The following is a 15,921-nucleotide window of genomic DNA, read 5'->3' on the forward strand; positions in this document are numbered from 1 at the left end:
CTGGTGGCGATCGCCACGGACCGATATCTGGACGAAATATTGCAAGGCAAGAAAAACAGGCATAACTATGCAAAGTTTTCTCACTATGCCATCGGCCAGAGGATCGAAAATGGCATCATTTGTTGGGAATTGTACTGGGGAGACCCCGGCGACACGCCGAAGGAGAAAATACACCGCTGTACATAATGCTCATTTTTTCCCAAAAATTAATCCTCGCATCGGCCCCCGCCCCGCTTACTCGTTGCCCGAGATGTCGATGACGACGAGCGTAACGTCGTCCTGCATCCAGTCCTCCTCGGCCGTTGCTGCCCAGGCGCGAACCCTCGCGAGCAGGAAGTCGGCGACCCCGTCCGCGTCCATGCCGGCGCTCGCGCGCAGCGCCTCATGGAAGCGGTCTTCCCCGAACATGGGCCGCCCGGGCCCCGGGGCCCGGGTCTCGATAATCCCGTCCGTATAGAAGACGATCCGGTCGCCCGGGAGAATATCGGCCTCCAGGGTCTCGTATGCCTGCTCCTGCCGCCAGCCGATGGGTATGCTCTCGACGGTTTCGACGACGACAAGGTCCGGCTCGCGACGCCAGATCACGAATGGCCAGTGCCCGGCGCTCGCATAGCGGATCTTCATGGACGCGAGATCGATCTCGGCGTGACAGGCGGTGATAAACTGGCGCCCCATGTAGTCCTTCATGCTCCCGTTCACGAGGCCCAGCATGTCCCCCGGCGAGCCGGCGTGCGCGCGGGAGAAGGCATAGACCACCTTGAGCATGGCGCTCAGGAACGCCGCGGCGACCCCGTGCCCCGATACGTCCGCGATGAGGACGGCGATTCCCCGCGCACCCTCCGCGCGCACCTCGTAGAAATCTCCACCGAGCTCCTTCATGGGCCTGTAGCGGACGGCGATGGATGCCCCCGGCACGCGCGGCAGCTCGTGGTAGAGGACCCCGTGCTGTATCTCGTGTGCGATGTTCAGGTCGCGTTTGAGCAGGGAGAGCTCGTTCGAGGAGCGGACCGCGTTCTTGAGGGAAATGAGACCGTGCACGCGCGCGAGGAGCTCGGCGCGGTCCACGGGCTTGGCGATGTAATCGTTGGCGCCCGCCTCGAACCCGGTCACGATGTCGCCCGGCCTGTTGCGCGCCGTGAGCATGATCACCGGAAGCTCGTGCGCCGAGTGCCGCGCGCGGATAGACCGGCATACCTCGTAACCGGAAATGCGGGGAAGCATCACGTCGAGGAGGACCAGGTCGAACGGCCCCTCGCGCTCGAGCGTTTCGAGAGCGCCCGTACCGTGCGCGGCGGTCCGCACCCGGTAGCCCTGGGTGGCAAGCTGCCGTTCCAGCACCTGGAGGTTCACCGGTTCGTCGTCAATGACAAGGACGCTCCCGGGGGATTTGCCGTTATGCGGTTTTATTTCCGCCGGCCGGTACGATTCGCGGACGGGCAGGAGCGCCGCGGGGGCTTCCGGCGGCACCCGCGACTCCTTTCTTTCCACGCGCCCCGGCTCCGCTTCCCCCGCCCAGAGCGGAAGGGTGAATCGGAACACGGAGCCTTCCCCCTCGCGCGATTCCGCGCCGATCGTTCCGCCGTGCAGCTCGACCAGCCTCTTCGTCACGGCAAGCCCCAGGCCCGTTCCGCCGAAGCGCCGGGAGATCGAGGGGTCGGCCTGTTCGAAGGATTCGAATATCCTGCCGATCCGATCCCGGGGAATGCCGATTCCCGTATCGCTCACGGAGACCGCGACCATTCCCGGACCCTCCGGCGAATCGGCGACCGCGATGGAGATAACGCCCGCCTCCGTGAACTTGACCGCATTCCCCAGCAGGTTCAGGAATACCTGCTGCAGGCGATTCTCGTCACCCCGGACGAACGCGCTCTCGGGCGGAATTTCGTTGCGGACCTCGATCGATTTGCTTTCGATGAGGTACTGCATGAGCGAGATCGCGACCGCCGCCACCGCGTGCAGGTCGACACGGGAAATCTGGAGATTGATGTCACGGTGCTTGAGCCGGGAAAAATCCAGGATATCATTGACCATGTGCGAAAGCCGCGTCCCGCTGCTGCTGATGAGGGACAGGACCCCCACGGTCTCCTCTCTCAGAACGGCCGCGGGATCCTGGATGAGCGAATCGGCGAGCCCGATTATTCCGTAAAGCGGCGTCCGCAGTTCGTGCGAAACGGTGGCTATGAACTCGTCCTTGATGCCGTCCAGACGCCGGAGATCCTCGTTGGCGCCCCTGAGCGCCTCGATCTCCAGCTTGATGACCTCGGCGAGATGGTTAAAGGTGACTGCAAGCCGCGCGATCTCATCGTGCCCCCGCACCGCGACGCGCATACCGAAATCCCCGCCCCCCAGGCGCTCCACGCCGTCGATGAGCTCGTCGATGGGCCGCGACACGAGCCTGCCGAGATACAACCCGATCAGGGTGACCGCGGCGAGCGCGGCCGCCATCGCGGAGTAGACGAGCCTGCGGAGCTTGCGGACCGGTTCGAGGGCGGCAGCCTTCGAGAAGACGAGCCTTCCCACGCAGCGTATCGCACCTCCCGGGAGTTCCTCGCGCCCGGTGAACTGCAGGTACGATTCCCCGTCGCCGGTGATATCTCCCGGGGATTCGAGCATGCGCAGCAGGTCACGCGTAACGCGACCGCCGGAACGCTCCGGGCCCGCCTCGCCCTCGTAGCGCGCGAGCTCCTGCCCGTTTAAACGCTCCTGGGTCGAGAGGAGCACGGTATCGGCATACACCAGCCCCGCGGCCTCGAGCGGGCGCAGCACCTTCAGCATCTCGCGCGCGTCGACCCGCGCGTTCGCCAGGTCTCCCCCGTTCTGAAGCAGAATGTTGAGCGCGTAACGGGCGATGATCGCGCTTTGCATTTCGCCGTTGCGCGCGAGCTGGTCCGTGATTTCGGATTCCTGCTTATTCAGGATGAAAAGGGTAAGGGGAAGCGAAGATGCGATGATGAGGAGCGCGAAGATGAGGATGAGCTTGTATTTAAGCCTCATATGCGGTCATCTGAGCTTCTGAAGCCCCTCGTAACGCTTCTGGGCGCGCGGCAGGTAAATCACCATCACGCGGTTATCGGGGTCTACCGCCTGGATTTTCTTCATGATAGCGATGCACAGCTCGTACTCGCCGCGCTCGTACGCCGCGACGCCCATCTGTTCGAGCGCGGGAATCTCCGCGGCGAGGCGCTCGCGGGCGTTCTTCAGCAATGTGCGCGCTTCGCCGCTGTATTTCGCCGCCTCGGACAGGGGCGTTATGGCCTCGTAATACCGCGCCTCGTCCAGGAAGCGCTTCCCCTGGGCGAGCGACGATTCGGCCGCGGCGATGAGCGCGAGGAACCGGTCGGCGTCGCGGTAATGCGCGGCCTGACGGTCAAGCCCGGTGAAACCCTCCTTCGCGGCGGCGATATCCCCCTCCTCAAAACGCTTCACCGAATCCGCGTAAAGCGACTCGATCGCGGCCGCGCGCGGATCGTCCCTTCGCGCGGCGATCCCCTCCTCGGTGACCGCGCGCTCGAAGGCGTTGTAATTGAATGATGCTCCCGCGACGAAGTTTATCCCGGTGAAGGCCTTCCCCGAGAGCGGCGCGGAGGTGAGCTCGGCGCCAACGCGCAGGCCCAGGCTCTGCCGGACCGGGATGAAGACGCCCGCCTTGAGCATGCCCCCCGGCTTGAAGGCGTAATCCCGCTTCCCGTATGTATCGCTGTCGAAGGCGAAGAATACCCCCTGGAGCGAGAGCCCGGCGTACAACCGGGCCCACGGTGCGAGCGGGTAATGCCAGAGCGGCCCCGCGGCGAACGCCAGCGAATGGATTTTCGAGGTACCGCTGTTTTCGAGCGGGTAGGACGCGTAGGAGATGTCGGTTTCGGCCATCACGCGGTCGCGGATGAGGAAATCCTGGTAAAGTCCAAAGTACGGCGCATCGGTGAGCTCCCGCTGCCAGTAGCCGGAGAGGTGCGAATACCCAGCGCGCGCGCCCCACACGACATCCCCGCTTTTCAGCTCCTGCGCCCCCGCGCTCCCGGGGAAGGCCGGCAGGAGGAACGCCGCGCAAAGCGCGAGGAGTACGGCCGGGATCTGCGGGATTTTCATGGAGCCGTGCCTGTAATGATCTATTCGGTGATCGTCGCGTGTTCCGCGCGATGGCGACGAGCACGCCCGTCAAATATAGCGAAATTTTCGGTGAGGATCGAACGCAATGCAAGAAAAAAATTTTCCCCGCGGTCTATCGCCCAAGGAGCGAGAAAAAATTCGCCTCCACGGATTCCGCGATCATTTCCACGGGTTCTCCGCGCAGGGAGGCGAAGTACGCGTAGGTGTGGGCGACATGCTCCGGGCGGTTCTTCCTGCCGCGCAGGGGTACGGGGGTGAGAAAGGGCGCGTCCGTTTCGAGGAGAACGCGGTCGAGCGGGACGAAACACGCGGCATCTTGAAGGTCGAGCGCGGCTTTGTAGGTTAGGTTGCCCGCGAAGGATATCATGAAGCCCAGGTCCAGCACGCGGCGCGCGGCGCGGGAGTCCCCGGAAAAACAATGCATGACCCCCTTCGCGGGCCGCACCCGCGCGAGGAGTGCCAGCGTGTCATCGAGCGCGTCGCGCGAGTGTACTATGAGCGGGAGCCCCAGCCGGGTGGCGAGCGCGGCCTGGAATTCGAAGGCGCGCGCCTGTTCCTCCCGGGGCCTGCGCAACCGGTAATAATCGAGTCCCGCCTCCCCTATGCCGAAGAGCAGGGGGGCATCGTCCGACCCCATGACCGATACCACCTCTCCCTCGAGCATGCCCAGCGCCCCTTCGTCCGCAGCGGTCGAAGGATGGATGCCCAGCGTGAAGTACGCACCCCGCTCCCTGTTGCGCCGCGCGAACTCGCGCGAGAACGCGAAACCCGCGGGGTCGATCGAGACCTGTACCGCATAACGCACCCCGGCCGCCTCCATGCCGGAAAGGAGCGCGTCCTCGGGCATCCCCTCCTCGACGCAGAGATCGAAGTGCGCGTGTGAATCGATGCAGGTCATGGCGTCCCCCGATAATGGTTTGACTTTTTCTTACGCGCGCCCACCATACGGGGCTGTGGCCGTTTGTCAATTGCGATTGCCGCCGGGAGGGCCCCATGAAGATACTGCTGCTCGCCGACATACACGGCGCCGCGGACATGCTCCGCCGCGCGGAGGAACCGGCGCGCGCCGCCGACGTCGTAGTGCTCGCGGGGGATATCACGAAGGGCGGTTCGGCGGACGAGGCGCGCGCGCTCCTCGATATCATGCAACCCTTCGCGGCGAAGCTTCTCGCGGTCCACGGGAACTGGGACTCGGAGGACGTGCGCGCGCTCTTCGAGGAGAGGGGCATATCGCTGCACGCGGACGCGCGCGTCATGGGAGACACGGGGTTCTTCGGCGTGGGGGGGTCCACCACCACCCCGATGCACACGAGGGTCGAATACGCGGAGGAGGAGATCGCGGGCTTCCTCGCCCACGGGTACGCTAAGCTTGCGGGGGTCCGGCACATCGTACTGGTCTCGCACACGCCCCCCCACCGGACGCGCGACCGCACCTTCCTGGGCATACGCGCGGGAAGCCGCGCGGTACGCGCCTTCATCGAACAGAACCGTGTGGACCTCTGCCTGTGCGGGCACATCCACGAGGCGGGGGGCGTCGAATCCCTGGGGACCGCGACGATCGCGAATCCCGGCAGCTTCAAAAAGGGAAAATATATCTACGCGGAAACCGGCAGTGACGTGCGGGTTTCAAGGGGCCGTATAAGGATGGGGTTCCGATTATTCAGGTAGGCGAATCGGCGCCTGTTCCCCGAACCGCGTGCGCACCTCTTTCATGCGCTTCCTGTTGACCCCCATGTCCCCATTCCCCAGCCGCGAGGCCGAGCGGAAGTGAATGATCTTCCGCGCGTCGTCGAACAGGAACTCGACGTCGTCCACGAAGCGGAACAGCGCCGAGGTGAACTCCACGTGCAGGTATGCGTCCTCCGCCGTCACGATCCTGGTCCTCTTCATGGAACCGATCACGCCGATGAGCTTTTCACGCGCCGCTTTCAGCTCTCCATCATATGAAATCGGTTTCATTCTGTGACGCGGGTCCTCGCTTATCGTCGATACGCAGTTGGGCTTGTCCGGGCAGGGTGAGAGCCTGCCGTCGTGCACCCCCAGGTTGTGCGGCGGAGTCCCCGAGCATCCGAACATGATGATCACCCCCAGCGTCCCCAGGCCGCGTGCCGCCCGGGACTGCGCAATTTTAATCATGCTTCATCTCCCCTATCCGTCATGGCCGCCCCGCCGACCAAAAGAGGCACGAAAAGCGCAGGGCGCGCCGCTCATGCATTAATACTACAAAAAGCAGGCGGGCGCGACGAGTTTCGGCGTCTATTATCCGTGAATTCCCGACCGCAGCGGTCCCCGCCCCTTACTCCACGCAGCCCGGGATGTGCACCGTACACACGGTCTTCTCGCCGCGCGCGAAGGTGAAGGTGCCGCCCAGTTGTTCCGCGAGCATGCTGACGAGATGGAGGCCGGAACCCATGGGCGGTTTCACGTCGAATCCCGATGGCGGGCCCGCGCCGTCGTCTTCAACGACCAGGTCCATCCCGTCGCCGGCGCAGTATAGGCGTATGCTTAGCGTCCCCTTCCTGTCCCCGGGAAACGCGTACTTGATCGCATTGGTGACGAGCTCGTTCAGGATAAGGCCCACGGGCGCGGCCTGCTTGACGTCCAGGTATATCGGGTCGCACTCGATGCTGAGCGCGACCTTGTTCATGCGGGTGATGTAAGTTTCCGAGAGCGAATGCGCGACCCTGGCCACGTATTCGTCCAGCCTCAGGGTGCGTAGCGCGCCGCTCTGGTAGAGGAGCTCGTACAGCTTCGCGATGGAGTCCACCCTGTTCCGGAGGCTCATCAACACGGAACGCGCCCCCTGGTCCTCGATCCGGCCCGCCTCGATCCCGATAAGGCCCGCAATCATGACCAGGCTGTTTTTCACGCGGTGCTGCAATTCGCGCAGGAGCGCGTTTTTTTCCTCGAGGGATTTTTCGAGGGCTTCTTCGCTCCGCTTGAGCGCGTCGGCCGCGCGCTTGCGTCCGGTGATATCGTGGGAAACGCCGTACATTCCGGATATGGCGCCCGTCTCATCCCGCATCGACTTCACGCTGTTTTCCATCCACACCGTGGAGCCGTCCTTGCGGTAATATTCGACCTCGATTACGGTCACCCTGTCCGGATCCGCACCGGGCTCGCGGTCGCGCGCGAGTTCCGCGGCCACCTTGGCCGTGCAGCGCGCGAGCGAATCGGGCGTCATTATCTGCTCCAGCGGCTGCGTTTTCCTTTCCTCGGGGGTGAATCCCAGAATCTGCTCCACGGACGGGCTCACGTAGGTCGTGTGCATTTCCAGGTCCAGTATCCAGATGATGTCGGTGATGTTACGGGCCAGGAATTCGAATACCTCTTCCCGTTCCCGAAGCGAGGCCTCCATGCGTTTTTTCTCGGTAATGTCGCGTCCCACGGCCAGGAAGCCGGACGGCGCGCCCCGTTCGTCGCGCAGCAGGGTCACCACCGATTCGGTCCATTTTGTGCCGCCATCCTTGTGGATAAATTCAAGTTCCGCCGTGATGGTGATTTCCCGGACAGGGTCCGCAAGCGTTTCCGAGGTGAGGTACCGCCCCATGAGGGATTTAATGCGCTCCAGCGAAGCGGGTGTCATGTGCCGCTCCAGGGGCATCGCGATCAGCTCCTCCATCGTGAATCCGCGCGACTTCACCACGGACGGCGATAGCCATGTGATCTGTAGGTTCATATCCATGAGCCAGATGGTATCCCGCATGTTTTCCGTAATGAGACGAAGCTCCTCTTCACTTTTGCGCAGGGCCTCCACTACCTCGCGCATGCGCGATTCAGCTTCTTTCCGGCGCGTGATGTCGGTCATGACGCCGGTGATTCCGGAGGCTACGCCGTCCTTAACGATGAGCCTGCTGGACGTTCGAATATGGTGCACCGTCCCGTCCTTGTCGAATATGCGATACTCGTACGGGTCGAACCCCCCGCTCATCGTTTTTTCATAGCTGGACAGCAGCCCCGGCAGGTCCTCCGGATGAATGAAGTCCGTGAAGTTTTTCCCGATGATTTCTTCGCTTTTAAACCCGCTCAGCCGCTCCACCACCGGGCTCACGTAGGTGAAGTAGCCCTCCCTGTCAAGCGTGTAGATCACCTCGTTGACGTTTTCCACGAGCGCGCGGTACTTTTCCTCGCTTTCGGCGAGTTGGGCGAGGGCGCGCTCACGCTCCTCCTCTGCGCGTTTCATGGGGGTTACATCGCGCGAAACGCCCAGGATTCCGGACGGGCGGCCCTCCGTATCGCGAAGGAACGTGAGGGTGTTGTCGAGCCAGTGGAGCGTGCCGTCCTTGTGGTATTCCTCAAGGACGAGCCTGTGGAATCGCCCGGGGGGCGCCGCACCGGTCTGTTCGAGCTCCAGCTCCTGGGCGAGCACCTGCATCGCCTTCTCCGCGGAATGCGGCGGCATCACCTGGTCTATGGTATGCGCCATCGCCTCCTCCACGGTGAAGCCGCGCACGTTGATGATCGACGGGCTCACGTAGGTGAAGCGCAAATCCATGTCCATGATCCAGATATTGTCACCCGTGTTGTCGGTGATCAGGCGAGAAAGCCGTTCGTTTTCCCGAAGCCTTTCCAGCGCGGATTCACGCTCTTCCTCCGCCCGCTTGCGCTCCGTGATAACATCGAACACCGCGACGAAGTATTCGCGCGCGGGAGAATAGACCGATACGGAAAACCACATTTTAAGCGCTTCGACCCAGGTTTCGAAATACTCGGGCGTTCCCGTGAGCGCGACCCTGCCGTATATTTCGAAGATCCCCGGGTCGGACTCGCGTATTCCGGGGATGACCTCGGAAACCTTCTTCCCCTCGACATCGGACAGGCCCGTTTGTTTCGCAAAAGCCTTGTTGACCGCGAGGTAGGTGAAATCGACGGGCCGGCCGTCCAGGAATTCCATTTTGCAATAGGCGAAGCCGTTCAGCATGTTCTCGAAGAGCGAGCGGAAGCGCTCCTCGCTTTCCCGCACGGCGGTATCCGCGCGCGCCCGGGCCAGCGCGACGGCGAGATACCCGGCCAGGCGCGTCCACATGCCGATAAGCTCGGACGTGAAACGCCCCTTCCTCCGGTCATTGAGCTGCAGGAGGCCCAGGCGATCCTCTCCGGCCTTAAGCGGAATGAGCGCCACCGATTCGTAGCCCTCGCCGTTGCACCGGTTGCGCGTGCGCGTCTGGCGGTCCTTGTCGGTGGTGGTGGCGAGAAGGTCGGTCGTGCAATTGCTCCAGAAGCTCCCGTCCGTGGTGAAGAATGACTTGGACGGATCGGTACGGCCGCAGATTATATTGCCGCACATGCATTCGATAACGGGATTGCCAATCTCGTCGCGCAGCATCTGCCCTTTCAGGTCGCGGGCGCACAGGCTGTTTTCCGCGCGCAGGAATTCCGCGGGAAAGCCCCGGGCCTCGTAATAGGGGAAATCCTCCCCCCGGCGCAAACGGATCCCCACCGCCTCGCAGCCGGACTGTTCCTGGAAAAAGCTCACGGAATTGCGGACCAGGTCATCTATCCCCGCGCTCCCATTGATGAGGCCAAGGAAGCGCACCGCGATCTCGCGCTCCCTTCCCGCGATCCTGCGTTCCGTGATATCGCGGTTGGAGGCGCGCACCCCCAGGTACTCGCCGTCCCCGGCAAAAATGGGCCGGCACACGTGCGCGATCCAGCGCTCTGAGCCGCCGCGCGTGACGATGCGAAAATCCATTTGGAAGATGTTTCCATTTGTCCCGGGGCGCGTGGTGATTTCAAAATGCCGCGCCATCATGTCGCGATCGTCCGGGTGCACGATGGCGATGAATAAACCGGGGTCCCGTATGAAGTCGGCGGCGGGATAGCCGGTGATGCGCTCGCAGGAGGGCGAAATGTACACGACCGTGCCGTCGGGGGCGATCCAGTACTCCCAATCATAGGTATAATCGGCGACCGTTTGAAAACGGCGCTCGCTCAGCATTATCTCCGATTGCGCGGCGATAAGCTCCTCGTTGGCCGCCTCGAGCGCCTCGATCGTGGCCGAGAGCTCCTCGTTGGCCGCGGTGAGCTCGTTTTCATTGTTCTGGACGATACGTTTGGCCTCGTGGAGCTTGAAGGCCATTTTTATGGAGGCGATGAGGACCGTCTCGCCGGTGTTTTTTACGACATAGCCGTAGTTGGTGATCTCTTCGGTCTTCTCGACGACCTCGCGCTCGGTGTGGCTCGAGAGGAAGACGAGCGGCACGTCGCGCATCGAAAGGACGATCCGGGCCGCCCGGGTCCCGTCCATGCCGCTTCCCAGGTTTATGTCCATGAGCACGAGGTCGACCGCGGCCCCGCCCCGGACCAGCGCGACCGCCTTCTCCCCGGTTGACGCGGTAATGACGTCGAACCCGTAATCGCGGAGCGTCATGGATTCGGCCATGGCGAGTATTGCCTCGTCCTCGACGAGAAGGACTGTTTTGCGCGTAGTGTCCGGCATCGTTTAAAATCCCGCCGCGTGTGCGGCCGCCCGTGCTTGAAATATAGCCCGCCCGATATAAATTCACAAGTTAATTATTGAGGGGGGGGGCGCCGGCCCCTCGGGCGGTCCGCCGGCCTGTCAAATCGCCGCCAACCGCCCGGGTCCGCGTACGAGGATTTGATTTCTGGCGATCACGCGCATATATTCAGATACGGCAATCAGGCGCCGGCTGGAATTGCCGCGAATCCCGACGTTCGATGCGAGGGCAGGGTCGGGTCCGATGCGTTTGAATTTTACAGCGCAGCCCTTTGTACCATAGGGGCGGCGGACGTGTTGCTTTCTTCCGTGCGTGGAAACCTGCGAATCTTACAATCGGGACACCGCATGAAGAATGCGGCCTGAGTACAGGGGGTATGACATGGAATACTCCGCGTTGTCAAAAGCCGAGCTTATCCGGAAGGTGGAGCGCCTGGAGCGCATACTCGCCGGGCAAAAACGCGAAACGGGCGGTTCGACCGGGAAGAAACGTAACTATATCCCTCAGCTTGAGGTTTTCCGGGATACCGTCGACAGCATCCCCTACCCGATTTTCTCGGTCGATTCTAAATATCGCTATACCGGTTTCAACGCCGCCCATAAAGCCGCCATGAAGGCCCTTTACGGGACCGATATCGCCCCGGGCATGAGCCTGCTCGAGTGCCAGACGGTCGACGCCGATCGCGAGGCGGCGCGGAGAAACCTGGACCGGGCGCTCAAGGGCGAAACCGTGATCAAGGAGGAGTATTCGGGACATAGCGATCTTTCTCGGCGTTATTTCGAGATATCCCATACGCCGATACGCGACCCCGGGGGCGCGATCACGGGCGTATCGGTTCTGGCGCGCGACATTACCGTCGAAAAGCACGCAGGGGATGCGCGGCGCCGGAGCGCGGAACAGTACCGGTACCTTTTCAACAACATGCTGAACGGCATGGCCTACTGCAAGATGATCTTCGAAGACGGCGCGCCGGCGGATTTCATCTACCTGGAGGTGAACGCCGCCTTCGAATCGCTCACGGGGCTCAAAGACGCGGCCGGGAAAAAGGTGTCCCAGGTGATCCCGGGATTTCGCGAATCGGACCCCGGGCTCTTCGAAATTTACGATCGGGTCGCGCGTACGGGCATCCCCGAGGTTTTCGAAATGCACGTAAAGTCCCTCGACATGTGGTTCGCCATATCGGTGTACAGCCCGGAAAGGGAATTTTTCGTCGCCGTCTTCGACGTGATTACCCTGCGCAAGCAGATCGAGGCCGCCCGGGAAAGGGCGCTCGAGGCGCTGCGCGAAAGCGAATACCGATACGGCCTCCTGGTGCGGTCCCTGCCCGGCATGTCCCTCCACCTGTTCGACAGGGACCACCGGTTCCTCATCGCCGACGGCGAGGAGATACGGAAAGCCGGCTTCACGCGCGAGTCGATCGAGGGGCATACCCTGGAAGAGGCGTACCCGCCGGACGTGGCGCGGCTGTTCGCGCCGCTCTACGACAAGGCACTCCAGGGAGAATCGACCGAGCTCGAGATGGAGTTTGGCGGCATGCATTACCGGCAGAACGTCGTTCCGGTGCGCGACAGCAGGGGCAGGGTCTATGCGGGTATGGTTATCTCGCAGAACGTCACCGAGCTGGCACAGGCGGAGGCGCAAAGAATAGCGGTCCAGGAGGCCCTGCGCGACAGCGAGGAGCGCTTCAGGAGGGCGTTCGAGATGGCGTCCATTGGGGCGCTTCTTGCCTCGCCGGATAAAATGTTCAAGAATATCAACGACGCGTTCTGCGCAATGATGGGATATTCGCGGGAGGAGCTCATGCAAAAAAACTTCCTCGAGGTGACGCATCCCGACGACATGGCGGCAACCCTGGAATGTTCCAGGGCGTTGCTCTCCGGCGAAGTACGCAGTTGCCGTATTGAAAAGCGCTACATCCGGAAAGACGGCGGATTGCTCTGGGCGGACGTAAACGCAATGCTGTTCCGTGAAAAGGACGGAACGCCGCTTCATTTTCTCGCCTATATCATCGACATCACGGCGCGCAAAAAGGCCGAGGAAATGCTCGGGATGACGTATGCGCGCCTGGAGCGGATCGCCTCGTCGAACGTGGTGGGGGTCGTCCTGGGCGATGCGCGGGGCGGGATTCACGAGGCGAACGACTACTACCTGAACCTGCTGGGACGCACCAGGGATGAATTAGACGCCGGACTGGTTCGGTGGGACGAGATGACACCCCCCGATCACCTGCCCTCCGACGCCCGGGCACTCACGGAGCTCCGCGAACGCGGCATATGCACCCCCTACGAAAAGGAATATATCAGGAAGGACGGCTCCCGGGTATGGGTGCTTATCGCGGACGCGCTGGTACCGGGGCCGGAGGAGAGAATTCTCGCCATCGTCGTGGATATCGACGACCGCAAGCGCGCCGAGGCGAGGATCCACGAGGCGCTCGACGAAAAGGTGATGCTTCTGAAAGAGATTCACCACCGCGTGAAGAACAACCTGCAGGTGATAACGAGCCTCGTGAGCCTGGAGCTCCTGGGGATATCGGACGCGCACGCGATCGCGGCCTTCCAGGACATCCAGAACAGGATCAAGGCCATGGCAATCCTTCACGAGAGGCTTTACCGGTCGGATAATGTCGCGAACATCCTGCTGCGCGACTACGTGGAAGAAATGGCCGAAAACCTCATACGGTCCCTGGCCGTCGATCACGCGAAAATTTCCCTGCGCTGCGAGATGGGGGATCTCAGGCTGGGGCTGGACCAGGCGGTCCCCCTGGGGCTGATACTCAACGAGCTGATCACCAACGCATTGAAGCATGCCTTCCCGGACGGCACGCACGGCGCGATCGTAATCTCCATGACGCGCGACGGCGGGGGAACGAATCGCCTTTCGATAAGGGACGATGGGGCGGGCATGCCGGAGACAGTGGACCCGGAAACCGCCAATTCGCTGGGATTAAGGCTGGTCCGCATGATCACCCAGCAGATTCACGGCACGCTGAAAATCGTCAGGGACGGGGGCACGGAGATCGTGATCCGGTTTAAAAACGGCGAGGCCTGAGGGGGACACACGCTATCGCCGAATCGCCCCCAGCGTCCGCAGCGCCTCGTACACTGACTCCTTTCGGTACGAGGCGTCGTCCCCGGTTTTTATCTCGAGATTGCACGCGAACAGCCATGTGTCGTCGGGCGTTTCCGCGTACCCGACGTACCAGCCCACCGGGGGACGCGCATCGGTCGCGAGCCCGGTCTTGGCGTAGATGCGGCACTCCCCGGCTTTTTCCACGAACATCGCTTCTTTCAGGATCGCGTAATTCTTTTTATCGAACGGGAACTTCTGTGCGATGACGCCCTTCATGAATTCCACCTGCCCGCGCGCCGAAATCCGGAGCGCCCCGTCCAGCCAGAAGCCGTCCGCGGCTCCTCCCGCATCCCCGTTCCCGTAATCCAGGAGCGCGAGGTAGCGGGTGAATTTCTCCCTTCCCACCCGGCGCACGAGCTCCCTGTAGCACCACACGCAGCTCGACCGAAACGCGCTCATGACGGTATGATCGCGGTTCCATTCCGGGCGCCCGCGGTCGGTGCCGTCCCAGCGGAGCACCTCGTTCCCGTCGCGAAGCGCGCCCTCTTCGAGCGAAATGAGCATGTTGGGGATTTTAAAGGTCGATGCGGGAAGAAAGCCCGTGCGCGCGCGTTCCTCGTTATACGTGTATTCCCTCCCGGTGCCCAGCGACTGCACGACAATCGTCGCGTTCAGCCCGCGCTCCTGGAAATATTTTTCCATGAATCCGCCGCGGGCGCAGGCGGTAAGCAGCGAAAGGCACAGAACACACGCATACACAATTTTCATTCCAGTCCTCCTTTACTATGCCGATCCCGGGCAGAACGGTGCGGCCGCGCACGAAGGCGTATCGGCCCTAATCCCTTTCCGTGAGAATGAGTTTCACCGCGAGCGAGACGAATACCGCGCCCGCGATACGATTCAGGATTTTTTCGCCGCGCCCGGAACGCGCGATCCATCGGCCCGCCGTGCCCGCGAGCATGGACAGGAACCCGAACACGACGAGCGTCACGGCGATGAATACCGCGCCCAGCGCGACCAGCTGCAGCGTGATGGACCCGCCGGCCGGGCCCGCGAACTGCGGGAGGAACGCGAGGAAGAATATCGAGACCTTGGGGTTGGTCACGTTCATGATGATCCCGCGCCGATACAGCTTCCACCCGGAGAGGCGCTCCTGTCCGCCCGTATCGATCCCGCCCGCGGAGGCGCGGAAAGACTTCCACGCGAGAAAGAGCAGGTAGGCGGCGCCCGCGTACTTGAGCGCGTTGAACGCGATCACCGATGTCCTGAAAATCGCGGCGACGCCCAGCGCGACCACCGCGGTGTGTACGAGAAGCCCGGTGCACAGTCCCAGGGTGACCCTGAGCCCCGCGCCCCTTCCGTACACCATCGACTGGGCAACCACGAAGATGTTGTCGGGACCCGGCGCGAACGCGAGGAGCGTGGAGGCGGTGACGAACATGGCGAGCGCGTCGGCTTCTATCATGGGAGGCTCCTTGCCGAATTCTGAATTTTCCTCATTGCCTCATCGTTCATACACCGTCTCGAGAAGCGGGGAATCGAAAATATCGCCGGGTGAAACCGCGGGCTCGTCCAGCGGGACCGCGTTCCCATAACGCTCGAAGAGCGTCCCCTTCACTACGGGATGTGACAGGTCGAAGTCACGGATTCTCCTGAGCGGGCAGAGCTCGATTCCCGGCCCGTACCGGTACACCTTCCATACGAGCTCCGAGCAATAGAGCCGGTCGTCGGCCCAGCCGAAATAAATGTCATAGGGCCTGCCAATATAGCCTGCCCCGGCCTCGCGCATTTTCACGAGCGCCGCGTCCGTGAGTGTTCCCGCGGCGCCCCTGAGCCGCTTCACCGTGTAATGCCCGCCCGCGCCGCGCGCCGCCCAGGATTCGAGCGGCGTCATGGTGACGGGCTGGATCGCCTCGAACACGAACCACGCGCCGTTCACGCGGAACACCATGCCCATGTGGCTGAAGCGCGAATGGGTCGCGCGCTGGATCGCCTCCGTCTGGGGAGATCGCGCCTCCTGGAACACGATGTCCCCGTCAAGAAGCGCGAAGGGCGCGGCCCCCGCGGCCGGTATTGCGATCGAGAGTACGAGCGCCGCTCTTGCGATAGTTGAAATTATTGTGCGTGCCAAAATTTTCTCCCTGGAATTCCGCCCGCGATGAACCCATCCAGGCTCATGGCTATAAACAAAACAATATGGTTGGCCGTTGTCCACCCCCGTAGAATTTCACGCGCGCCCACCGTCACTTGGTTAGAAGGGCGCTCGGCAGTGGAACGTACTGTGCAT

Annotated in this window: 10 protein-coding genes; 2 read left to right on the forward strand and 8 right to left on the reverse strand. The window is 62.5% G+C overall.

Annotated elements, in window-relative coordinates; translation table 11 throughout:
* Window positions 1–234: 234 nt before the first annotated feature.
* The 3 genes from EPN93_05615 to EPN93_05625 form a co-directional block, all read right to left on the reverse strand.
* Window positions 235–2,994 (reverse strand): response regulator, encoded by a 2,760-nt coding sequence (locus EPN93_05615; protein TAL37468.1) that lies wholly within the window; start codon window positions 2,992–2,994, stop codon window positions 235–237.
* A 6-nt stretch (window positions 2,995–3,000) separates the two neighbouring features.
* A complete protein-coding gene (locus EPN93_05620) occupies window positions 3,001–4,086 on the reverse strand; it encodes a hypothetical protein (GenBank protein TAL37469.1) in 1,086 nt (361 codons plus the stop codon).
* Window positions 4,087–4,219: 133 nt separating this feature from the next.
* A complete protein-coding gene (locus tag EPN93_05625) occupies window positions 4,220–5,005 on the reverse strand; it encodes a TatD family deoxyribonuclease (protein TAL37470.1) in 786 nt (261 codons plus the stop codon).
* A gap of 95 nt (window positions 5,006–5,100) precedes the next feature.
* Between EPN93_05625 and EPN93_05630 the strand changes: the two genes are divergently transcribed.
* Window positions 5,101–5,775 carry a hypothetical protein gene (locus EPN93_05630; protein ID TAL37471.1) on the forward strand — a complete coding sequence of 225 codons (675 nt, stop codon included), beginning with the start codon at window positions 5,101–5,103 and terminating at the stop codon, window positions 5,773–5,775.
* Here EPN93_05630 and EPN93_05635 read toward each other — a convergent pair.
* A complete protein-coding gene (locus tag EPN93_05635) occupies window positions 5,764–6,183 on the reverse strand; it encodes a DUF1499 domain-containing protein (GenBank protein ID TAL37506.1) in 420 nt (139 codons plus the stop codon). The two genes, EPN93_05630 and EPN93_05635, sit on opposite strands and share 12 nt — an antisense overlap.
* A gap of 220 nt (window positions 6,184–6,403) precedes the next feature.
* Window positions 6,404–10,546 carry a PAS domain S-box protein gene (locus EPN93_05640; GenBank protein ID TAL37472.1) on the reverse strand — a complete coding sequence of 1,381 codons (4,143 nt, stop codon included), beginning with the start codon at window positions 10,544–10,546 and terminating at the stop codon, window positions 6,404–6,406.
* Between the two features lie 373 nt (window positions 10,547–10,919).
* Between EPN93_05640 and EPN93_05645 the strand changes: the two genes are divergently transcribed.
* The gene (locus EPN93_05645) at window positions 10,920–13,613 is read left to right on the forward strand and encodes a PAS domain S-box protein (protein TAL37473.1); all 2,694 of its coding nucleotides are present in this window, start codon (window positions 10,920–10,922) and stop codon (window positions 13,611–13,613) included.
* Window positions 13,614–13,625: 12 nt separating this feature from the next.
* Here the strand turns inward: EPN93_05645 and blaOXA are convergent, their stop codons facing one another.
* From blaOXA to EPN93_05660, 3 genes are all read right to left on the reverse strand, one after another.
* A complete protein-coding gene (gene blaOXA / locus EPN93_05650; protein TAL37474.1) occupies window positions 13,626–14,402 on the reverse strand; it encodes a class D beta-lactamase in 777 nt (258 codons plus the stop codon).
* A 67-nt stretch (window positions 14,403–14,469) separates the two neighbouring features.
* Window positions 14,470–15,099, reverse strand: a complete 630-nt coding sequence (locus EPN93_05655) for a LysE family translocator (GenBank protein ID TAL37475.1) — start codon at window positions 15,097–15,099, stop codon at window positions 14,470–14,472.
* Window positions 15,100–15,138: 39 nt separating this feature from the next.
* On the reverse strand, window positions 15,139–15,741 hold the full coding sequence (locus tag EPN93_05660) for a YiiX family permuted papain-like enzyme (GenBank protein TAL37507.1): 603 nt from the start codon (window positions 15,739–15,741) through the stop codon (window positions 15,139–15,141).
* Between the last annotated feature and the right edge of the window lie 180 nt (window positions 15,742–15,921).

The sequence above is a fragment of the Spirochaetota bacterium genome (assembly GCA_004297825.1).
GTDB lineage: Bacteria > Spirochaetota > UBA4802 > UBA4802 > UBA5368 > FW300-bin19.